We start from the raw sequence: 20,892 nt of genomic DNA, 5'->3' as shown, positions 1-20,892 counted from the left end.
CATGTCCATCAGCGAACCGGCCCGGGCCCGCGGCCGCCGCACCCGCGCGCGCATCCTGCAGTGCGCGGCCGGCCTCTTCGCCGAGCACGGGCTGGCCGGCGTGAGCGTGGCCACCATCGCCCGCGCCGCCGAGGCATACCCGCACCAGATCACGTACTACTTCGGCTCCAAGGACGGCCTGTTCGTGCACGCCGCCCTGTCCACCCTGCTGCGCGAGGCCGCCCGGCTGGAATCGCTCGGCCGCCGCAGCCGCACGCCGCAGACGTTCCGCTCCGCCCTGGCCCGCACGGCCCTCGCCCTGCCGTCCATCCCACGGGCCGTGCAGGCGATGTCGATCGCGCGCGAGCGCCCGGAATTGCACGCCACCGCGCAGCTGTACCTCACGATCCTGTTCCGCCAGGCCGAGCACTACCTGCTCGCTTTGCTGGACCGCCGCGGCTGGACCGTGGACCGCCCGCCGGCCGTGGAGGTCCGCACGTTCTGGAGCGCCGTGCTGGGCGCCCGCCTCATCGCCGACTCGGGCTACGGCGGCCGCCCGGCCGACGTCGACCTGGCCGGCCTCCTGACCGTCCGCGCCCGCTAGGCGGTCAGGGTGCGTTGACGCCCGTCGGCATGGGACCACCGTGCCAGGTGACGGCGTCCTGCAGGGCACCGACCAGGTCGATCCGGGTGCCGGCGGCCAGACTCCTGCATGAGGCGAGCCTAGCGAGCGGGCGGCCAGGTGGTCAGGGCGCGGTCCAGGGCGTCGAGGATCAGGGACCAGCTGGTGTCCAGGTCGCGCGCGTGGTGGAAGCCGCCGTCCGTTTCGAGGTGCAGGAAGCCGTGCATCGTGGAGTACACGAAACGGACGGCGTCCACGGCGCGCGTCTCGTCGAGGCCGTAGCCGCGCAGGAGGGTCGCGCAGCCCTGGACGATCCGGGCCTGGGCCGCGGCGCCCGCCGGGTCGGTCAGCGGGCGCACGGTCGCGGCGTAGCGGCCGGGGTGCGCCACCACCCAGGTGCGCAGGGCGGTGGCGTAGGCGATCAGCGCGGGGCGGCCGGTGCGGTCCCGCAGCGCCTCGCCCAGCCGGTCGGCGAGCTCGTTCGTGGCCAGCCCGGCGACCGCGTCGAGCAGGTCCGGCACTCCGCGGACGTGCTCGTAGAGGCTGGGCACCGCCACGCCGAGCCGGCGGGCGAGGGCGGTCATCGTCACGTGGTCGATGCCCACCTCGTCGGCCATTTCGAGCGCGGCGGTGCACACATGTGCGCGTGTGAGACCGGCCCGTACCATCCGGACAAGAGTAAACAGTCGTCGTCAGTTCACCGTGAAGCGCTGCGCGGCCGAGCCGTTGCAGTCGTACAGCTGCAGCCTGGTGCCGTTGGCGGTGGCGCCGTTGGGCGAGTCCAGGCAGCGGCCCGAGGCCGGGTTGCGCAGCGTGCCGTCCGCCTGCTGCACCCAGTTCTGCGCGCCCGCGCCGTTGCAGTCGAAGAGTTGCACCTTCGCGCCGTTCGCGGTCGCGCCGCCCACCACGTCGAGGCAGCGGCCCAGGGTGCGCAGCGAACTGTTCGCACCGCGCAGCCAGTGCTGGTCGAGCGCGCCGGGCTGGCAGTCCCAGAGCTGTACCGCCGCGTTGCCGGCGCCGGTGTCGTCGCCGGCCACGTCCGCGCACTTGCTGCCGGGGCCCGTGACGGGGCCGCCGCCGGTGACCGCGAACTTCTGCGGGGCCAGGCCGTTGCAGTCCCAGATCTGCAGCTTGGTGCCGTTGGCGGTGGCGCCGCTGGGCGAGTCCAGGCAGCGGCCGGAGACCGGGTTGCGCAGCGAGCCGTCGGCCTGCTGCACCCACCGCTGGTACGCCCCGCCCGCGCAGTCCGCCAGCTCGACCTTGGTGCCGTTGCCGGTCGCGTTGCCCACCAGGTGCAGGCAGCGCCCGAGCGCCGAGACGGACTGGTCGGACCCGTGAATCCAGCGCTGGTCCGCACTGCCCTGACAGTCCCACAGTTGTACCGCCACGCCGGGACCGTTCGCATCCTGCCCGTCCGCGCACTTGCCGCCCGGACCGGTGAGCGGGGCGGCCGGCGCGGGACTGTTCGCACCGCCGCCGTAGCCGGCCGCCACGATGTTCGCCTGCACGGCGTCGTCGGCGGCGTCGGTCGGGTACCCGGCCGTCATCACGCCCTCGAAGAACGAGCCGATCGCGCGGTTGCTGTTGTCGCCGCCGGTGCCGAGCACGATGGAGCCCTCGAGGTGCATCGGCTGGTACCCGCCGGGCGGCAGCGCGCCGTTCCACCAGGTGCTCAGCCCGCCGGTGCGCGAGTCGCCGCCCTTGAGCGCGAACGTGTGCTGCCCGTCGTTCTTCAGCAGCGCGGTGACGAACGGCGTCGCGTTGCCCAGGTTGGCCGGGTTGGGGCCGCTGCCGAGGTACAGCCCGTTCTCCAGGTCGGCCACCACCCACGGCCCCGCGCCGGTGCACGGCGGGGTCTTCACGCAGCGGGTGGTCAGCGAGACGGCGTCCATGTGCCCGTTGCCGGTGTCGGCGATCTCGGCCTCGGCGTTGCCGTAGTCGAAGCAGCACTGGTCGTTGACGTGACCCCCGGCCGCGACCATGTACATGCCCTCGGGCTGGCCGCCGGTCGCCACCCCAGCGCCGACGCGGTGCCGGTAGCCGGTGCGGCCGTTGAAGTACAGGCCGTACACGTGGTGGCCGCCGGCGGTCACGGGCAGCGCAGCGGCGTTCGCCCCGACGTCCTGGCCGCCCGCGGTGCCGGGGCCCTCGATGGTCAGGTCGTTGTGGCGGGGCGACTGGTCGTAGACGACGGTGACGACGCAGGCGGTGCCGGTGCAGAAGGCGTCCTGGGCGTCGGCGTCGGCGTACCCGCCGGCGGCGAGCAGCCCGATGTCCAGCAGCGCCCCGTCGGAGGCGCGGCGGACCTGGTAGAGGCGGCCGCCGTACCCCGAGTAGAGGGCGCGGGTGGTGCTGTGGGCCCCGACACACGGCGTGCCGGCGGCGCCGTAGATGTCGCAGGGCTGGGAGGTGGCGGCCTGGGCGGGCTGGGGCGCGGCGGCGAGACACCCGAGCCCGAGCAGCAGGACCACCACGGCGCGGAGCCGTGATCGCATCAGATCTCCTCGACGAAGACAAAACATCGTGGCGGGTCGATGCCGTGAGTATCGCGAGACCGAATTCTTCCTGCCAGAACCCGGCGAAATGGACTTTCGGCGGCGGCGAAAGCCAGTTGCTCACGTGTCTCACGCTAGGACGGGGGTGCCAACCAGGTTGCGGAACGGCTCGTCCCCTCGCGCGATTTGCGAAGGTCATTTACCGTGCTAAGGCACACCTGAGGGAGCGGACGATGAGGCGATCCAAGTCGGTGCCACTGGGCCGGAGCTATCTCGCGCTGGCGGCGCTGGCGGCGACGGGCGGTCTGGCGGCATGCGGCCGTGAGAAGCAGACGTACTGTGCGGATCAGAACGGCGTTGTCGTGCCCGACTACCGCTGCGACGACGGCTCGCCCGGTCACTACTACTACACGGGCAGTTACGGCCGGGGCCGCTCGCCGGGCTACCGGCTCGGCGGTGGCGGCAGCCGCGTGTCCTCCACCGACTCGGTCGGGCGGAGCAACGCCGGGCTGCCCGCGACCGGGCACGTGAGCAACGGCAAGGTCAGCTCGGGCGGCTTCGGCAGCAGCAGCGGCAAGAGCTCGGGGAGCTGACGTGCGCCGCATCGCCGAGGGCGCCGTCCGGCCGGACTGGAGGCAGCAGATCGCCTCGCAGGGGATCGTGTTCAGCGAGACCCCGACCCCGGACGGCGGCACCATGTCGTACTGGCGCGAGGGGCCGTTCTACGACTTCTCCTCGCGCGAGATCGACACCCTGACGGCGAGCGCCGCGACGCTGTTCGAGATGTGCGTCGCGGCCGGCGACTTCGTCATCGACCACAACATGTTCCAGCTGCTGGGCATCCCCGAGTTCGCCTGGGACCAGATCAAGCGCACCTGGTGGGACGACGAGACCGAGCCGGGCGGGCGCAGCAAGGGCGACTTCAGCCCGAGCATCTACGGCCGGTTCGACATCCGCTACGCGGGCGAGTTCTCCGGCCTGCCGCAGCTGCTGGAGTTCAACGCCGACACCCCGACGTCCCTGCCCGAGGCGGCGGTCGCCCAGTGGTACTGGATGCAGCAGACCGGCCAGGGCAAGGACCAGTGGAACGGCATCCACGAGGCGCTGGTCGCCGCCTGGCAGCGCAACCTGGGCCGGCTCCGGCAGGCCCGCACCCACCTGCTCAACCCGATGACCGTGCACTTCGCGTGCGACCGGTCCGAGGAGAGCGGCGAGGACCTGTTCAACACCGAGTACATGATGGAGACCGCGCGGCAGGCGCTCGAGCCGCAGGGGTACCGCGTCAAGTTCCTCTGGATGGACGAGATCGGCGCGGGCGACGTGCAGGCCGGCGACCGGTTCTACGACCCCGAGGGCCAGCACATCGACGTGCTCTTCAAGTTGTACCCGTGGGAGTGGATGCTCCAGGAGCAGTTCGCCAAGCAGTGCTTCCGCGACATGAGCGACCCGCGCCGCGACAGTACGGTCTGGATCGAGCCGCCGTACAAGATGCTCTGGAGCAACAAGGGCCTCCTCGCGGTGCTGTGGCACCTCTTCGGCGACGACCCGGAGAAGAAGGACCTCCTGCTGCCGGCGTACTTCGAGTCCGAGCGCCCGGAGTGGATGACGTCCTACGTGCGCAAGCCCCTGCTCGGCCGCGAGGGCGCCAACGTCTCGATCATCGTGGACGGCGTCACCAGGACGAGCACGTCCGGCGACTACGGCGGCCCGTTCGTGTGCCAGTCCTTCGCCCCGCTGCCTGCCTACACCGACCCCCGGGGTGGCGAGTGGCACCCGGTTCTGGGCGTCTGGATGATCGACGGCGAACCGGCCGGGCTCGGCATCCGCGAGAGCGCCGGGCTGATCACCGACAACCTGAGCCACTTCGTTCCGCACACCATCGACCACAGTGGCTTTTAAGTTCTGTTACTAGGAGACGGCATGAACGGTACCGCCGACCTGATCGCGGTGCTCCAGGTGCTCATCGTGATCCTCGGCGTGGGCGGCGGCTGGTGGCTGCTCAACGCCGTCACCTCCTTCGACGACCACGACGAGCTGTGGGCCCGGTCGAACTGGGGGTACCTCGTCCAGCGGGTCGGCTTCGTCGCCGTCCAGGTCATCGGCGTGTCCAGCCTCGTCGGCCAGGACCTGACCAACTGGAACTCGCTGGCCTGGGTCGGCGGCGGCATCCTGTGGGCGACGCTGCTGGCCGTGCTCGGCTTCTGGATCACCGACTGGATGATCCTGCGCACCCGCGCGACCCCGCTCGGCGCGCTCAACACCGTGCCGCTCTCCGTCGGCCTGGTCCGCCTCGGCTTCTACCTCGGCCTGGCGCTGGTCGTGCGGGCCACCTTCATCGGCCAGGCGCCCAACCTGCGCACGTCGCTCACCTCGACGGCCGTGTTCACCGTGGCCGGGATCGCCGGCCTGGTGATCGCGTTCTACCTGCACGGCCTCGTCGCCCACGGCAACCTGCGCCTCGCCATGGTCCGGGGCGGCGTCACCGAGGGCCTGGAATCCGCGGGCGTCCTCACCGCCGTCGGCCTCATCCTGTACGGCTCGATCGCCGGCGACTTCACCACGTGGCCCGAGAGCCTGGCCGGCTTCGGTGCCGCCCTCGGCATCGCCTACGTGGGCCTGTACGTCGCCCGGTACCTGATCGACTGGTTCGTGCTCACCGGCGAGTGCACCCTCAAGACCATCCACGCCCAGCAGCAGACCGGCGCGGCCGCCCTGCTCGCCTTCCTCCTCGTCATGGTCGCCCTGCCGATCAGCGCGGTGATCAACCTGTACGTCGAGTGACCCCGCCCGGCACCGCCCGCCTCACGTTCCACGAGATGTCCCCGGACGACCTCGACGACCTGGACCGGCTCCTCGGCGACCCGGACGTCATGCGGTTCTACCCGCGGCCGAAGACCCGGCCGGAGACCCTCGAATGGATCGGGCGCAACCGGCGGCGGTACCGCGAGGACGGCCACGGCCTGTGGACCCTGCGTCTGCGGGCCGGCGCCGTCTTCGCGGGCGACTGCGGCCTGACCGTCCAGCGCGTCGACGGCGTGGACGAGCTGGAACTGGGCTACCACGTCGTGCCGGCGCTGCAGGGCACGGGCCTGGCCACGGAGGCGGCGCGGGCGTGCCGGGACTGGGCGCGCGACGCGCTCGGGGCGGACCGCGTGATCGCGATCATCCACCCGGACAACCTGGCCTCCCAGCGCGTCGCGGCGAACGCCGGCCTGACGCTGGAGAAGCGGACCTCGGACTACGGGCCGGGTTCGGAGGTCCTCGTGTATTCCATGCGGATATAGGCGACATGTCGGGCGCCGGCGCGTCACGACATGCTCGCCTTTATCCGCATTTATCCGGATCCGCGCCGTGGCCGGTAACGCGGAAGATCGCCTGGCGGGCCTTACCGTTTGAGCGTTTCGTCACAGCTCAGGGCGTTTGCGGTCACCCACAAGGGGTACCGATGTCGGCATGGATAGCGCGGTGCTCAGCAGTGACGTCCGGGAAAACCAGGTCAACGTCGAGCCAGAGGACGCGTCGGACGATGTGTTCTGGTTGCCGGCGGAGCCCGGCACCTCGATCGCCGGCCCACTCGCCGACAGGCGATTCATTCTCTGATACGTGAAACGGCGCCCGGCCGAAGAGCCGGGCGCCGTTCTTGTTGCGCGGAGAACTCACAAAGCGGTGGTCAGCTCGCCGGGTAGCTCGTGACGTAGCTGGGCACGCCGACGCCGGTCTCGGTCGCCACCGGGGCGCCCGTGTCGTTGACGACGTGGTCGATGGTGCCGGCCGAGAGGTTCACCGTCAGGATGTCGTGGAGCTTGACGCCCGGGCGGTTGGGGACCTCGAAGCCGTGCGCCGCGTGGATGGTCGGGTCGACGTTCGTGAAGATGTAGGCGCCGCCACCCCACAGCTCGTGGGTCTTCACCTTGTCGTTGACCTTGTACGCGGCCCAGCCGAGCACGCCGTCGTGCTGCCACGCGGCCTGGTTCGGCGGGTCGTACGGGAGCTCGTTCTGGAAGAAGATCGTCTTGCCGCGCTCGCCGTTCCAGATCACGTTGTACTGCTGGTAGTGCTCGACGAACAGGCCCGTCGCGAGGACGTCGTCGCCGTTGACGATGACGCCGTTGCGGCCGGTGTTGATGTCCCAGCCGACCGAGCCCGCGACGCCGTGGTCCGCGCGCCAGGCCCAGATGTCGTCGAGGATGACGTGGTCGGAGTTGACCTCCAGGCTCACGTCCGCCTTGCCGACGTGCGGGCCGCCGACGCGGAAGAACACGTCGTGCAGGACCGTCGGGTCGTTGGCGTCACCGAGGTTCAGCGCGCCGCCGAGCTTGGTGCCGACCTGCATGAGCGCGGGCGAGTTCACGGTACCGGCGTCGATCATGATGCCCGAGACCGAGATGCCCTTGCTGTCGGCGATCCACATCGGGACCGCGCCGCCGACCGCGGTCAGCGTGGCGATGCCCATGCCGAGCACCACGGTGTCCGGGCGCCAGACGAGGATCGAGCTGTTGATGTTGTACACGCCGGGCGTGAAGATCAGGTGCTTGCCCAGCGCGAGCTGCAGGTTGATCTGCAGCACCGAGTCCGACGGCTTGGCCAGGTAGACGTCCGAGAGCGGGATCGAGCGGCCCGGGGTGGGACCGTTGACCCAGCTGGCGCCCGAGCTGTTCTTGCGCAACGCCGGCTCGAAGACGTTCCACTTGCCCTTGGCGTCGATGTACAGGTACGGCTTCTCCTTGCTGGCCGGCGTGCTGTCCAGCGTGGTGTACGGCGGGTTCGGGAACTGCTGCGCGGGCGCGCCCACGGCCCCGGAGAACACCTGGTTCCACACGGCGTTCGACCAGGTCCCGATGTTGCTGTCGCGGACCAGGAACTGCTGCTGCGACCCGTTGGTCAGGGTGCTGGTCACCGAGTCGGACATGAAGCCGCCGGAGGCGTACTGCGGACCGGCGGTGCAGTAGTCCATGAAGGTGGCGTTGCCGTTGAACTTCACCCGGCGCAGCGGCGCGGCCTGCGACACCGCCCAGAACTCACCGGTGGAGCGGCAGCCGGACTCGCCGGCCACGTTGATGGTGAGGTTGGACATCGACCGCCAGAAGTTGACCAGCGCGATGCAGTTGTCCGCCGCGAGGCAGCGGTTGTACACGTCGACGTGGCCGTTGATGACCGTGTCGGTGGGGTTGAGCCCGAGGCCGGCCACCTCGGTGTAGTACCCGACCTGGAAGATCAGGGGGTGCTCGGGCGTGCCGTACGTGCCCGGCTTGAACAGCAGCGTGTAGCGCTGCGTGCCCATCTCGTTGTCGATCTGCTGGGCCAGGACGGCGTCCGTGGTCGCCTTGATCTGCTCCACCGTCATCGACGGGTCGAAGATCTTGACGTTCGGCCCGAAGTCGGGCTGGCCGGACGACCCGCGACCGGCGGGCGCGGCCGCGGCGGCGCCGGGGGTGGAGACGGCGGCGACCGCGGTCAGCAGCACGGCCGCCCCGAGGGCGAACCACCGGCCGCGGCGGCGTCCGGTCGTGCCGGCAGACCTGGCGGACGCCTGGCCGGAGGGAACCAATGGCATGAAACGCGACCTACTTTCCTCCGGTGGCGCGCAACCGCGACCCATGGCGACGATGGGGCGAGCATCGCGAGGCGGGGGTGACGCGCCACAAATGCGAGAGAGCGCTTTCACGGCAGGACGTTACAGGGAACATCGCGACTGGTCCACGGGTACAAATCGGCCTTGATGCCCACGGAACCCGCTCTCTTGCAGGGTGACCGCCCGACCCCTTGCCGGCATGGGCGGGCCGCGCTGGGGAAGAATGGCGGGCAAATGACCCCGCTGCTGACCGCCGACGTCTTCGGGTGGACCGTGCGCCCCGTGCGCTGGCGCCGCGCCCGCGCGCTGCTCGTCGTGGTGGCCGCGATCGCGGTGCTGTCGCTGCACATCGCGTTCGACCCGCCGGTCGAGTGCTCCGACGCCGCGCCGTGCGGCCCGGACTGGCTCGACGGGCTGCTCTTCGGCCTCGTCGCCGCGCTGCCCGTGGTCGCGTTCGTCTCGCTGCCGGTCACCGCCTGGCTCGCCGCGCTGTTCTTCACCGCCGACGCGATCTGGCAGGTCGCGCACCCGGACCTCGCCTCCCCGCCCTGGCTCACGGGCGCGGACGCGGCGCTCGCGGTCCTCGCCTTCGTGGCCGCCCGGCTGGCCCCGCCCGGGCTCGGCGGCGCCGCCGAGATGTGGGCGGCGACCACCTCGCACCGCAAGCCGCCGGCGCCCGCGTCGCTGCCGCGCTACGGGCTGGGGTGGCGGCTGCTGGCGGTACCGCTGCTGCTGCTGGCTCTTGGCATTGCCGGGTCGGCGCTGCTCGCGCAGTCGGACGCGGACGGGCGCCTGGCCGCCGCCGACCGCGTGACGGCCGAGGTCACCGCGCACCCCGACGAGTACACCCTCGAGGTGCGGCTGCCGGGCGCCGCGACCGTGCGCGTCACCGTCGGCGACTCCGACGAGCATCCGGTGGGCTCGCGGGTGGCCGTCCTGGTCGCCGGGGACGGGCTCTACCAGCTGGTGAGCGAGCCGTACGACACGAGCGGCTGGCTCTCGCTCGCCGTGCTGAGCGCCGGGCTGGCCGCCGGGTGCCTGGCCCGCGCGCGGGAGCGCTCGGCGGCCGCGCGCGCGTTGTTCGCGGGGGAGCAGCCCGCCACCGAGGTGTACGTCTGGGCGCTCGGCGGCCGCGTCGCCGTCTACGCCACCGACGCGCGGCCGGGCGAGCCCGCGCTGATGGAGTTCTTCGCCCTGGCCCGGCACGGCGCCGACGAGATCCGCCCGGGCATCCTGTTCGGCGTCCCGGCCCAGCGGCACTGGTGCGCGGTCGCGATCGACGGCGAGCTGCTCGTCCCGCGCGGCCCGGCGCGCAGCGGACGCTTCGCCCCCGCCTACGGCGGCCCGGCTCCCGACCCCGAGTTCGACGACCTGACGGGCGTTCCGGACCCGGCGCGGCTGCCGCTGCGGCCCGAGGAGATCCTGGCGCTGCGGCCGGAGGACGTCGCGGCCGACCCGGAGACCGTGCACACCCACCGGCACAACCGCTTCTCCGGCTACGCGGTGGTGGTCGCCTCCTCCTGGCCCTTCCTCGTCATCCTGTCGCGGCTGCTGCCGGCCCTGCCGTACTGGGGCGCGGTCGCGGTCACGGCCCCGATCGTCGCGATCGCCTGCCTGTCCGGGTGGCGGCTGTTCCTGCGCCCGCGCGTCAGCTGGAACGGCGCCGGGCTCAGCGTGGTCGGCAGCATCGGCGCGCGGCTGCTCGTCTGGTCGGACGTGCACGCCGTCCGCGCGGACCGGCACGGCGCGGTGACCATCGAGACCGACCACCACGGCGCGGGCCTGGTCGTGACCGCGCGCGGCGAGCACCCGCTGCTGCCGCGCTTCCTGTCCGGCGACGAGCGGACCGGGCACCAGCTCTCGGGGGCGCTGCGGCTCTCGATGGAACGGGCGGCCGCGCGGGTGCGCGAGCGTGTGCGGGATACGGTGTCGCTGCCGCCCGCCCCGGTCGCACCTCCCGCGCCGGCCCTGCTGTACGCGGCGTGGTTGGTCGAGTCGCTGCTCTACGCGCTGGTGCTCACCGGACTGTTCGGTTAGCTGCTTTAGCCGGTCGCGAACTCCACGCGGTAGAGGCGTTGGGCGCCCGATTCGGGGTGGAAGTACGTCAGGTACTGCACGAGTCCGTCGCGTTGCGCGTATTCGACGTGGCCGAACATGGCGTATGCGCCGGCCATGGTCTGGCCCAGGGTCTGCGGCTTGGACCAGGGGCCGGACGGGGAGCCGCCGACCTGGAACTGGGCGGTGGTCGAGCCGTACGCGAGCAGGACGTTCATCCACGCCTTCAGGGCCGGGACGTAGAAGACCGTCTCGCCGGCCGCGCCCGCCGCGATCGTGTTCGCCGCCGCGCCCGGGTCCGGCGACCAGGTGCCCTTGGCCGTCCAGAACGTCCACCTCGCGCGGTCGGCGATGTCCGTCAGCGCCACCTTGGCGAGGTGGCAGCCCTGGTACGTGCAGGCGCCGTACGCGTACACCGCGTTGTCCACGACCAGCGCGGCGGAGCTCCAGCCCTGGCCGTCGGGGAAGAACATGGTCCGGTCCACGCCCTCGACGCTGGTGACCGCCGGGCCGTTCGCCGCGGTCAGGCGGGTGACGGTGCCCTTGTTCATGTCGACCGCGGCCACGCCGGTGCCGAGGCCCTTGCCGAGCGGGCCCGAGCACGGGGTGCCCTCGCCGCCGCCGCGGCACAGCTTGCCGTAGAAGACGAGCACGCGCCCGCGCGCCGGGTCGGCGATCACCGGGCCGGGCCAGTAGGCGAAGGAGGAGCCGCAGAACGGGTCCGATTGGGCGGTACAACCGCCGCTTTTGTCGTGTTGCTTTTCGAAGTCGCGCTCGGCCTGGGTGTGCGGGATCAGGTCGGCCGGCGCGTCCGCACTCAGGTCGATGCCGTCGCTCGCGTCCAGGTCCTTCGTGGCCGCGCTCGTGCTGGACAGGAAGCCCCACGGGTTCTGCAGGGTCGTGTCGTCGAAGACCCAGACCGAGCGTTCGTTGTACTTCGTGCTCTGTCCGTTGTCCCGCCCGGCGATGCGCGAATGTTGCCGGACCGCGCCGACGTCCTTGGCCGACACGACGCGCGGGAGCGCCGGCACCTTGTCCGTGAACGGCTGCGCGGGAGCGCTTTTCGCAGGCGTTGGTGAAACGCTTCCGAGCCCCTGTTGTACCGCCGGTGCCTCCGCGACCACCGCATTGTTCTCCGACGACGCGGCGGGCGGCGGGGCCGGGCTCTGGTGCGGGAGCGCGACGAACGCGACCGCGCCCACGATCGCCACGGCGGCGCCGGCGAGCACCTTGAGCAGCAGCGCCTTGGACTTGAGCAGCGACTTCGGCGGTACGAGCAGGGGCAGGCCGGCCAGCAGCCGCTCGGGCGGGATGAGGCGTCCGCGCGTCCCGCCGCAGGTGTCGCAGTCCCGCAGGTGCCGGGCGATCCGCTTGCGCCACAACGGATCCGGCTCGCCGTTCCAGCCCTCGAGCACCGCGTCGAGCTCGGCGCAGCGCGCCCGCGCGTGCACGGCGCGCACGACGGCGCGGGCGGTGTCGAGCTGCTCCTTCATCCGCTGGACGCGCACCGCCACGTGCCCGGGCGGCTCGCCGAGCGCGGCGGCGACCTCGGCCCGCGTCAGGTGCCCGCCGACCTCGAGCCACCAGAGCGACAGCAGCTGCCGGTACCCCTCGTCGAGCCAGCGCGTCGCCGCCGCCACCTCGCGCTGTTCGTTGGTGAGCGCCTCGCGCAGCATCGACAGCCCGACGAAGTCCGAGCCGGGGTCGGGCCGCTCGGCCAGCTCGCCCGGCTCGGCCGCGAGCAGCCGCCGCGCCCGCGCGGCGCCGCGCGCATCGGTCACCTGCCGCAGCGCGATCGTCACCACCCACGCGCGGAAGCGCTCGGCCTCGCGCACCGACGGCAGCCCGGCCACGAGCCGCACCATGGTCTCCTGCACGATGTCGTCGACGTCGAGATCCGCGTCGGCGGCCCGGCCGACGACGGTGTAGACGAGCGGCAGGTACCGCTGGGCGAGCGCCTCCAGCGCCGCGCGGTCGCCGCCGCGGGCCTTCTCCACGAGGTCCGCATCGGACCGTTCCATCACGCGCACGCCGTCTTCAGACCGGCCCCGACCGGCGCGCATAACACTTTTCAGCGCCCAGCCACGGCGGCGCGCTCGCTTGTGCGCGGTTGCGCGGCGCCGGCGTGCTCGATCGTGCGCGGTTGCGCGGCGCCGGCGTGCTCGATCACGCGCGGTTGCGCGGCGCCGGCGTGCTCGATCACGCGCGGTTGCGCGGCGCCGACGCGTCCGATCGTGCGCGGTTGCGCGGCGGTGCGCTCGATCGTCTTCGGTTTCACGGTGCCGATCGTAAGGCGCGCGGGCAGAATCGGGCGCATGGAGAAGCCACGGATCGTATCGACGGAGGAATATCGGCAGGCCCGCGACGAGCTGCTCACGGCCGAGAAGGAGGCGACCCGCCGGCTCGACGCGATCGCCGCGCGGCGCCGGCGGCTGCCGATGGTGCGCTTCGGGGAGTACGCGTTCGACACCCCGGACGGCCCGCGCACGCTGGTCGACCTGTTCGAGGGGCGCGACCAGCTCGTCGTGTACCAGTTCATGGACAACGGCCCGGACCACTACTGCCCGGGCTGCACCGCGTTCACCGACAACATCCCGCCGACCGCCCTGCCGCGCCTGGCCGAAAAGGGTGTGAGCTGGACGAACGTGTCCAACATGCCGCTGGCGCAGATCGAGAAGTACAAGGCCGAGCGGGGCTGGAGCATCCCGTTCGTCTCCTCGCGCGGCACCGCGTTCGCCGAGGACTGCGACGCGGGCGGCGGCTTCATGCTCACCGTGTTCCTGCGCGACGGGGACGAGGTCTACCGCACGTACAACACGACCCAGCGCGGCGTGGACCGGCTGCTGTTCTCGAACAACATCCTCGACGTCACGGCGTACGGGCGGCAGGAGGACTGGGAGGACTCGCCGGCCGGCTGGCCGCAGAAGCCGACCTACGGCTGAGTCGCGGCGGTGCGCGGCGGGGCGACCTGGATCGCCCCGCCGCGGCGGAGCCTCAGCCGGTGTACGCGGCGAAGATCTTCGAGAACTCGTACGGGGACTGCGGGATGTTCGTGCACATGTACAGCGCGCCGTTGCACGCGTTGCGGTCGCGGGTGGCCTCCCAGAAGGAGAGCATCCCGAGGTGGTTGGTCTGGGCGAACGAGACCAGCTGGCGCGCGTCGTTCTGGTCGTACGTGCCGCCGTCGTCGTTCTTGCCCAGCATCGGGGTGACGCCGAGCATGCGCCAGACCTGCGCGTCGGTCTTGCTCGGGTACAGGCCCTTGAGCTGCGTGAACGTCGACTGCGCGGCCTGCACCGCGAAGTTGCCGTAGTCGCCGCTGCTGCGCTGGTAGTCCATCGCCATCACGTTGACCAGGTCGAGGTTGACCCCGGCGTCGCGAGCGGAGCGGACCACGTTGACGCCGTCGCTGGTGAGGCCCTCGGGCAGCACCGGCAGGGTCAGCGAGATCTTCACGTTCGGGCGGGCCGCCTGCAGCAGCGCGAGGGCCTGCGAGCGGCGGGCGATCGTGGTCGGGTCGGCGACCGCGGCGCCCTCGATGTCGAGGTCGATGTACTTGAGGCTGTACGCGTCGACGACCGCCTGGTACTCGGCCGCGACCTGGGCCGGCGTCGAGCACGCCTGGGCCAGCTCGATGCCGCTCGCCCCGCCGAAGGAGATCTTCACGTCGCCGCCGCGGGCGCGGACGGCGTCGATCTGGTCCTTGGCCCACGCGGCGCGCGGGTCGTACGCGTTGAACCACGACGCCTTGCACCCGGCGCTGTTGACGAACGCGAGCGTGAAGTTCTTCAGGTTGCCCGCGGTCGCCATGTCGGTGAGCGTCGGCGTCGGCCAGGCGCCCATGTCGACGTACGGGGCGGTGGCCAGGGTCGTGCCCCCGCCGCCTCCGCCGCCCCCGCCGCCGGCCTGGGTGGTCGCGCTGACCTGGTTGCTGGCGCCCGAGGCGTTGCCGGCGCCGTCGCGGGCCTTCACCGTGAAGGTGTAGGCCGTCGAAGCGGACAAACCGGATACGGTACCGCTCGTGCCCGTTACCGATGCCGCCAGCGTCCCGCCCCGGTAGATGTCGTAGCCGGTCACGCCGACGTTGTCGGTGGACGCGTTCCAGGCGAGGCTCACGCTGGAGGACGTCGTGGCGGTGACGCGGAGACTGGACGGTACCGACGGCGCGGTCGTGTCTGTAACGCCCGCGCACGAAGCGCCGTTGAGCTTGCAGTTGGCGGGCTTGCCGGAGCCGGACACCAGGAACCCGAAGCTGGCGGTCGCGCCCGGGGCGAGCGGCGCGTTGTAGGTGCGGTTGTTGGCGGTCACGTGCGTGCCGCTCTGGGCCATCAGCGCGTCCCAGTAGCTGCCGAGCGTCGAGCCCGACGGCAGGTCGAACTCCACCTTCCACGTCGAGACGGTGGCGGCCGTCCCGTTCGTGATCGTGTACTTCGCCTGGTAGCCGCTGCCCCAGTCGGAGTCGTAGCTGAGCGTCGCGTTCAGGGAGCCGGCGGCCTGCGCCGGGGTCGTGATCGCCGCGATGCCGCCCGCGGTCACGAGGACCGCCGCGGCCGCCAGGGCGATCCGGAGTCGGGATGTCATGCACTGCCTCCAGACAAGACAGAGTCCTATTGAGGCACAACGATAAATAAAGTTAACTAAAAGTCAATGCTTGCATCGGTACCTCACGATCGATCCCATGCCCCGCGAGCCCCACCGAGCCGAACCGCTCACGTTGCGCCTCTGGTGGCTGTTTCCGCTGCTCGGCCTGGTCCTGCTGAGCTACTCGCCGGGGCTGGCGCTGCTCACGGTCGCGATCCTGTTCGGGCTCGGGTTCATCTGGCGGGTCCTGGCCAAGCACGAGTACGAGTACGACGCCGACTCGATCGCCATCCCCGAGCAGGCGCTCGGCGAGTGGGCCGAGATCGAGCGGCTGACGGAGGAGATTCGCGCGGCGTGGCCCACGCTGGGCGCGCCGGCCGACCCGCGGGACATCGGGCCGGAGCTGGCGCGGGCGCGGTACCGGCTGGCCGAGCTGCTGGACCGGCGGGCCGAGCTCGACCGGGCCGCGGCGGAGCTGCGCGGCGTCGCGCGCGACCTGCCGGGCGACGACGCCTCCGGCACGCTGTATGCCGAGGTCGACGCGCGGCGGGCCGAGGTCGCCGGGGAGCTCGGGCGGCGGGTCGCGGCGTTGCGGCGGCTGGGCGCGGCCGCGGGGGAGCACGCGGAGCGGGTACGCCGGGCTGAGCAGGCCCGCGAGGCTGTACGCCGCGCCGAGCTGGTCGCGGCGCGCCCGGACGCGGTCGAGCCGGACGGGCTGGGGGAGGTGGCCGGCCGTACCGGGGCGGCGCTGGACGCGTATTGGGAACTTTCGGCCCCTCCGTCCGGGGGATCTTCGGGCTCACGGTCACCCTCCGCGTCACCCTCACCCGCGTCGGGTGAAGCCGGGGGTGGCACAGTGTGAGCCTTCGATGTGAACCCGGCGTTCGTGGGGCATGATGTGCCGATGGGACGGCACGAGCAGCGGCAGCGGACGGCGGTCTGCGTGGTCCGCGACCCGCGCCGCGCCGTGCCCCGCTGGCCGTGGCTGATCCCGCCGCTCGGGCTCGCGCTGTTCCCGGCCGGGGTGGTCGCGGCGCTGTTCGGGGCCGGGGCGCTGCTGCTGGTGGTGGGCGCCTTCATGCGGTACGGGCTGGGCGGCGTCCGCATCTGCGGCGCGGCGATCCCCGAATGGCAGGCGGCCGAGGCGGCCCTCCGCGAGGTGCGGCTGCGCTGGCCGGCGCTCGGGGCCATGGCCGAGCCGGCGGACATCCGGCCGACGCTGGAGATCACGCGGTACAACGTGGCTCGGCTCATCGCGGCCCGGGTCAGCCTGCGCGCGAACCTCGACGAGCTGCGCGCGACCCGCGCGGACCTCGCCGCCGGGCGCCCGCGCGCGTCGCTCGGCGGCTGTCTCTTCGACGAGCTGGACGAGCGCATCGAGGCGGCCGAGGATCGGCTTCGCGATCTGGACGCCCAGCTCGCGGCGCGGACGGCGGCGCTGGGGCGGCTCGCGGCCTCGCTCGATCACCACGAGCGGCGGGAGCTGGCCACGGCGCGGGCGCGGGTGCTGCTCGCCGGGGACCTGCCGGGGGAGACCCTGGTCGCCGACCCCCTCGCCGAGGTGGGTGAGCGGACGGCGGCCACCCTTGCGGCGTACGAAGAGCTGTCCGAACTGCGACCCGCACCGTCCGAAACGTGATCGTAGGGCCGGGCGTTCGCGAACTACGATGAGGCCATGTCACCGGCCTTCGGGCTCGGGATCGACTTCGGCACCTCGAACACGGTAGCTCTGATGCGGTGGCCCGACGGCCGGGTCAGGCCGCTGTTGTTCGACGCCAACCCGTTGCTCCCGTCCGCCGTCTTCGCCCCGACCAAGCCGGGCCCGGCCTCCGCCGCGCCCGGGTCCGACCCTGCCGCGTCCGGAGCCGGCGCTGCCGCGTCCGGAGCCGGCGCTGCCGCGGGCGGGTCCGGCGCTGCCGTGGGCGTCTCTGACCTTGTCGTGGGCGGGGACGCGCTGCATCACGCGCGGTTCGATCCGGCCGGGCTGGAGCCGAACCCGAAGCAGCACATCGACGAGCCCTCGATCCTGCTCGGCGCGCGCGAGGTGGCCGTGGCCGACCTCGTCGCGGCCGTCCTGCGGTTCGTGTTCGCCGAGGCCAAGCGGGTCGCCGGGTCCGAGGACTTCGCCGTCGCGATCGCCCACCCGGCCGGCTGGGGCACCCAGCGCCGGGCCGTGCTCGCCGAGGCCGCCCGCCGGGCCGGGCTGGGGGCCGCGCTGCTCGTGCCCGAGCCGGTCGCGGCCGCGCACGCCTTCACCGCCGTGCTCGACCAGCAGGTGCCGGTCGGCAAGGCCCTCGTCGTGTACGACCTGGGTGCCGGCACCTTCGACGCCAGCGTGGTCGTGCGGCGCGAGGCCGGCTTCGAGGCGGTCGCGGTCGACGGGCTGAACGACGTCGGCGGGCTCGACATCGACGCGACGATCGTGCGGTGGCTGGGGGAGCGGTACTCGCCGAACGACCCCGAGCTCTGGACCCGCCTCGCGGACGCGCAGGACCCCGAGTCGCTGCGGCACCGGCGGATGCTCTGGCACGACGCGCGGGTGGCCAAGGAGATGCTCTCGCGGGCACCGGCCGTCGTCCTGCAGATGCCGGCGCCGCTCAACGTGGACGCCCAGCTGACCCGCGACGAGTTCGAGGCGGCGGCGAAGCCGCTGCTGGAGCGCACGGTGTTCACGACCGCGGCGCTGATCCGGCAGGCCGGCATCGCGCCGGACGACGTGGCGGGCGTACTGCTGGTCGGCGGCGGGAGCCGGATTCCGCTGGTGGCGACCATGCTGCACCGGACCTTGAACATCGCGCCGACGATCACCGAGCAGCCCGAGATCGTGGTGGCCGAGGGGTGCCTGCTTTCGCTGTCGGCGCGGCCTTCGGACGGTACCGGGGAGGGTGCGCCGCTGTGGCCGGCCGCGGCTGCTGCGGCCGCGCCGTACGCCTCGATGGCCACGGGCCCTTCCACCCCGGCTCCGGCCTCGGCTCCGGTCGCTTCCCCGGCTGCTGACGTGAGCCCGCTGGCGGGTGCTGCTGCGGCTTCTGCGATGCATGCGCCTCATACGCCTCCGGCTCATCAGGACGCCAATCCGGCCGCGGCGCAGGGTTTCGCGGCTCAGCCCCCAGCGGGCGCGGCGCAGCAGCCGGGCACCGATCCCGGGATCATGTGGCCGGATCGGGATGCGGCCGCCAACGCCGGTTTCTCGATGCCGCCGCCGGTCGCGCCCTCGTCGGCGCCGCCGGTTGCTCCCGCGTCCGCGCCGCCGGTTGCGCCTTCGTCCGCGCCGCCCGGTGGGTACGGCGCGCCCGTGTCCGGTCCGCCCGTTTCTGGGATGCCTGCGTCGGGGATGCCAGCGTCGGGGATGCCTGCGTCCGGGATGCCCGTTTCCGGGGTACCCACGTCGGGGATGCCCGTTTCGGGCCCGCCGCGGGGCCAGGTGTACCAAACCGGCGGATATCCCGTCGTGCAGCCCTCGACGCCGCCTCCTGGGCACATGCCGCCGGGGCATCAGCCGGTCGCGATGCCGGCCGTGCCGCGGTACGTGCCGCCGCCGCCCATGCCCGCCAACATGCCGGTCTCGCCGGGGCCGTCGAGCCGGGTCGTGCCCGTGTACGACGATCGGCCGGCCGCGTCCCCGCGCAAGGGCCGCAACTGGCTCAACGCCATGCTCGTGGTCATCGCGCTGCTGGCGCTGGCCGGCGCCGGGACCACCGTGTACCTCGTCGGGCTGGGCGACAAGGACAAGCCCGCCGCCAACAGCCAGTCCCCGGCCCCGCAGGCCTCCGCCAACCCGGGCCCGAACGGCGCCGACGGCGGGAACGGCGCGGGCGGGGCGGGGAGCATCGACCCGTACCAGACGGACAACACGGCGAACGAGACCCGGGGCGCGACGACGGCCCCGAAGGTCGAGTACATCACCATGCCGGATCTGAGCGGGCTGTACATCGACTACGCCAAGCAGAAGCTCAAGGACAACGGCTTCACGGGCAACATCAAGACCACCAAGAAGACCACGGACGATCCGGACCAGGTCAACCACGTGCTCTCCCAGGACCCGCGGGCGAGCAAGCAGGTGGCCAAGAACGGCACCGTCACCCTGACGGTCGGCGCCGAGCCGGTGACCCCGTCCAGCCGCCCGCCGGCGACCACGAACGGGCCGCGGCCGACCGCGACCTGACGGTACAAAATCGTTTGGATCCGCTTGCAAGACTGGGGCCGCACCGTCCACTGCGGACCCCCATGAGGAGCGGCGGATGTCGAACACCAACACCTATCTCGACCAGGTCGTCAGGCAGCAGGAGCGGCTCGAGTCCGACCTGCGTTCCAAGCGCCTCAGCCCGGCCTCCGCCGCCGGACCCCCGCAACGGCAGCGGGCCGGCGGCGACGAGCAGCACCAGCAGCCCACGCCGAACGCCGTCGAGGTGCGCGTCACCGGGTTCGGGCGCTGGAAGACCGTCCTCGTCCCGCCGAACGCGTTCGTCGTGCACACGCGGCGCGGGCGGGCCGAGCCGCTGCACGTCGGGCTCGGCGTCTCCTTCCGGTACAACCCGGCCACCGACTCCTACCTCGTCGTGCCGGGCGCGATGCAGACCATCCTGATCAACGCGTACTGCATCTGCCGCGAACTGCAGGGCGTGCTCGTCCAGGCGTACGTCCAGTGGCTCATCCAGGACTTCTCGACCGCGTACCGGCGGCTCGACTTCGGCGACCCCGAGGACCCGATGCGGCTGGTCAACCTGCAGCTCAAGGAGCAGGCCGAGGCCGCGATCAAGGACAAGGTCTCGACCCTGGGCGTCGCCGACGTGCTCAGCGACAAGCAGCCGATCATCGAGGAGCTCACCGCCCGCCTGCGCGCGGTCGCGGAGGGCTCGGGCGGCGCCGACGAGGGCCTCGGCCTGCGGATCGTCACCGTGCAGATCAAGGAGGCGGTGGTCAGTTCCTCGCGGCTGTGGGAGAACCTGCAGAAGCCGTACCGCAGCGAGCAGGGCCGCATCGCCCGCCTCGCCGAACTCGCCGCCGAGGAGGCCGTGGCCGAACGCGAACTCACGGCCCAGCGGCAACGGGAGACCCAGCGCATCGCGAGCGACCGCGAGCTCGCGGACCTGCGGGCCCAGAGCGCCTCCCACGAGTTCGACCGCGAGGCGAGCGAGGCGCTGCGCCGCTCCCAGCGCGAGCAGGAGGACGCCCGCGCGCTCGCCGACCTCCAGGACGCGACCAACCGGCACGCCCTGGCCCTCGAACGCCAACTCGCCGCCGAGGAGGCCGAGATCGGCCGCCTGCGCATCGAGCGCGAGGCCGAACTGACCCGCCTGTCCGCCGACGCCGAACTGGCCCTGTCCGCGGCGCGCGCGGTGAACGGCCACGAACAGGCGCTGCTGGAGATCGAGCGCGAACGCCTGCGCGCGGACGTCGCCAACGCGCAGTCGCCGGAGAGCCTGCAGGCCCAGCTCATCGACCGGCTGCCGGAGATCGTGGCCAAACTCCCCAAGCCGGCCGAACTGCGCGCGGTGACCATCGGCGGCAACGACGGTACAACTGTGGCGGGTTTGGTCGCTGAGCTCACGACGGTCGTGAACGCGCTGAGGACGCGCCCCTGACCT

General features: G+C 72.3%; 18 protein-coding genes. 12 read left to right on the top strand and 6 right to left on the bottom strand.

Going from position 1 to position 20,892, the window contains the following annotated elements; translation table 11 throughout:
• Position 1: 1 nt before the first annotated feature.
• Positions 2 to 583, top strand: a complete 582-nt coding sequence (locus tag ACQPZ4_RS44115) for a TetR/AcrR family transcriptional regulator C-terminal domain-containing protein (protein WP_433050412.1) — start codon at positions 2 to 4, stop codon at positions 581 to 583.
• 119 nt (positions 584 to 702) lie between these two features.
• On the opposite strand, the gene ACQPZ4_RS44110 is transcribed toward ACQPZ4_RS44115, so the two are convergent.
• The gene (locus ACQPZ4_RS44110) at positions 703 to 1,269 is read right to left on the bottom strand and encodes a TetR/AcrR family transcriptional regulator (RefSeq protein WP_433050409.1); all 567 of its coding nucleotides are present in this window, start codon (positions 1,267 to 1,269) and stop codon (positions 703 to 705) included.
• A 24-nt stretch (positions 1,270 to 1,293) separates the two neighbouring features.
• Complete coding sequence (locus ACQPZ4_RS44105; RefSeq protein WP_433050406.1) at positions 1,294 to 3,096, bottom strand: arabinofuranosidase catalytic domain-containing protein; 1,803 nt, start codon at positions 3,094 to 3,096, stop codon at positions 1,294 to 1,296.
• 233 nt (positions 3,097 to 3,329) lie between these two features.
• Here ACQPZ4_RS44105 and ACQPZ4_RS44100 point away from each other — a divergent pair, with 233 nt between their 5' ends.
• From ACQPZ4_RS44100 to ACQPZ4_RS44080, 5 genes are all read left to right on the top strand, one after another.
• On the top strand, positions 3,330 to 3,689 hold the full coding sequence (locus ACQPZ4_RS44100; protein WP_433050403.1) for a hypothetical protein: 360 nt from the start codon (positions 3,330 to 3,332) through the stop codon (positions 3,687 to 3,689).
• Position 3,690: 1 nt separating this feature from the next.
• The gene (locus ACQPZ4_RS44095) at positions 3,691 to 4,995 is read left to right on the top strand and encodes a glutathionylspermidine synthase family protein (protein WP_433050400.1); all 1,305 of its coding nucleotides are present in this window, start codon (positions 3,691 to 3,693) and stop codon (positions 4,993 to 4,995) included.
• 21 nt (positions 4,996 to 5,016) lie between these two features.
• Entirely contained in the window at positions 5,017 to 5,877 is an 861-nt protein-coding gene (locus ACQPZ4_RS44090) for a hypothetical protein (protein WP_433050397.1), read from the top strand.
• Entirely contained in the window at positions 5,874 to 6,380 is a 507-nt protein-coding gene (locus ACQPZ4_RS44085) for a GNAT family N-acetyltransferase (protein WP_433050394.1), read from the top strand. The genes ACQPZ4_RS44090 and ACQPZ4_RS44085 overlap by 4 nt, the downstream gene beginning before the upstream one ends.
• Before the next feature lie 169 nt (positions 6,381 to 6,549).
• Positions 6,550 to 6,696 carry a hypothetical protein gene (locus tag ACQPZ4_RS44080; RefSeq protein ID WP_433050391.1) on the top strand — a complete coding sequence of 49 codons (147 nt, stop codon included), beginning with the start codon at positions 6,550 to 6,552 and terminating at the stop codon, positions 6,694 to 6,696.
• Positions 6,697 to 6,766: 70 nt separating this feature from the next.
• On the opposite strand, the gene ACQPZ4_RS44075 is transcribed toward ACQPZ4_RS44080, so the two are convergent.
• Positions 6,767 to 8,650 carry an adenylyl cyclase gene (locus ACQPZ4_RS44075; protein WP_433050388.1) on the bottom strand — a complete coding sequence of 628 codons (1,884 nt, stop codon included), beginning with the start codon at positions 8,648 to 8,650 and terminating at the stop codon, positions 6,767 to 6,769.
• A gap of 252 nt (positions 8,651 to 8,902) precedes the next feature.
• Between ACQPZ4_RS44075 and ACQPZ4_RS44070 the strand changes: the two genes are divergently transcribed.
• Positions 8,903 to 10,705, top strand: a complete 1,803-nt coding sequence (locus ACQPZ4_RS44070; RefSeq protein WP_433050385.1) for a PH domain-containing protein — start codon at positions 8,903 to 8,905, stop codon at positions 10,703 to 10,705.
• Between the two features lie 5 nt (positions 10,706 to 10,710).
• On the opposite strand, the gene ACQPZ4_RS44065 is transcribed toward ACQPZ4_RS44070, so the two are convergent.
• A complete protein-coding gene (locus ACQPZ4_RS44065) occupies positions 10,711 to 12,744 on the bottom strand; it encodes a sigma-70 family RNA polymerase sigma factor (protein ID WP_433050382.1) in 2,034 nt (677 codons plus the stop codon).
• Between the two features lie 50 nt (positions 12,745 to 12,794).
• On the bottom strand, positions 12,795 to 13,040 hold the full coding sequence (locus ACQPZ4_RS44060) for a hypothetical protein (RefSeq protein ID WP_433050379.1): 246 nt from the start codon (positions 13,038 to 13,040) through the stop codon (positions 12,795 to 12,797).
• On the opposite strand from ACQPZ4_RS44060, the gene ACQPZ4_RS44055 reads away from it, so the two are divergent.
• Complete coding sequence (locus tag ACQPZ4_RS44055; RefSeq protein WP_433050376.1) at positions 13,039 to 13,665, top strand: DUF899 family protein; 627 nt, start codon at positions 13,039 to 13,041, stop codon at positions 13,663 to 13,665. The two genes, ACQPZ4_RS44060 and ACQPZ4_RS44055, sit on opposite strands and share 2 nt — an antisense overlap.
• Positions 13,666 to 13,717: 52 nt before the next feature.
• Here the strand turns inward: ACQPZ4_RS44055 and ACQPZ4_RS44050 are convergent, their stop codons facing one another.
• Positions 13,718 to 15,304: a cellulose binding domain-containing protein gene (locus ACQPZ4_RS44050; protein WP_433050373.1), complete on the bottom strand. Its 1,587-nt coding sequence runs from the start codon at positions 15,302 to 15,304 to the stop codon at positions 13,718 to 13,720.
• A 97-nt stretch (positions 15,305 to 15,401) separates the two neighbouring features.
• Between ACQPZ4_RS44050 and ACQPZ4_RS44045 the strand changes: the two genes are divergently transcribed.
• The 4 genes from ACQPZ4_RS44045 to ACQPZ4_RS44030 all read left to right on the top strand — a co-directional run bounded on the left by ACQPZ4_RS44045 (position 15,402) and on the right by ACQPZ4_RS44030 (position 20,889).
• Positions 15,402 to 16,166: a hypothetical protein gene (locus ACQPZ4_RS44045; protein ID WP_433050370.1), complete on the top strand. Its 765-nt coding sequence runs from the start codon at positions 15,402 to 15,404 to the stop codon at positions 16,164 to 16,166.
• A 42-nt stretch (positions 16,167 to 16,208) separates the two neighbouring features.
• Complete coding sequence (locus ACQPZ4_RS44040) at positions 16,209 to 16,943, top strand: hypothetical protein (RefSeq protein WP_433050367.1); 735 nt, start codon at positions 16,209 to 16,211, stop codon at positions 16,941 to 16,943.
• Between the two features lie 36 nt (positions 16,944 to 16,979).
• Entirely contained in the window at positions 16,980 to 19,469 is a 2,490-nt protein-coding gene (locus tag ACQPZ4_RS44035) for an Hsp70 family protein (protein ID WP_433050364.1), read from the top strand.
• Between the two features lie 76 nt (positions 19,470 to 19,545).
• Positions 19,546 to 20,889 carry an SPFH domain-containing protein gene (locus ACQPZ4_RS44030; protein ID WP_433050361.1) on the top strand — a complete coding sequence of 448 codons (1,344 nt, stop codon included), beginning with the start codon at positions 19,546 to 19,548 and terminating at the stop codon, positions 20,887 to 20,889.
• Positions 20,890 to 20,892 lie beyond the last annotated feature (3 nt).

The organism is Dactylosporangium sp. CS-033363 (assembly GCF_050942475.1).
Lineage (GTDB): Bacteria > Actinomycetota > Actinomycetes > Mycobacteriales > Micromonosporaceae > Dactylosporangium.
The sequence above is the reverse complement of the archived record's forward strand: the minus strand, read 5'-3'. Positions and strand labels throughout refer to the sequence as shown.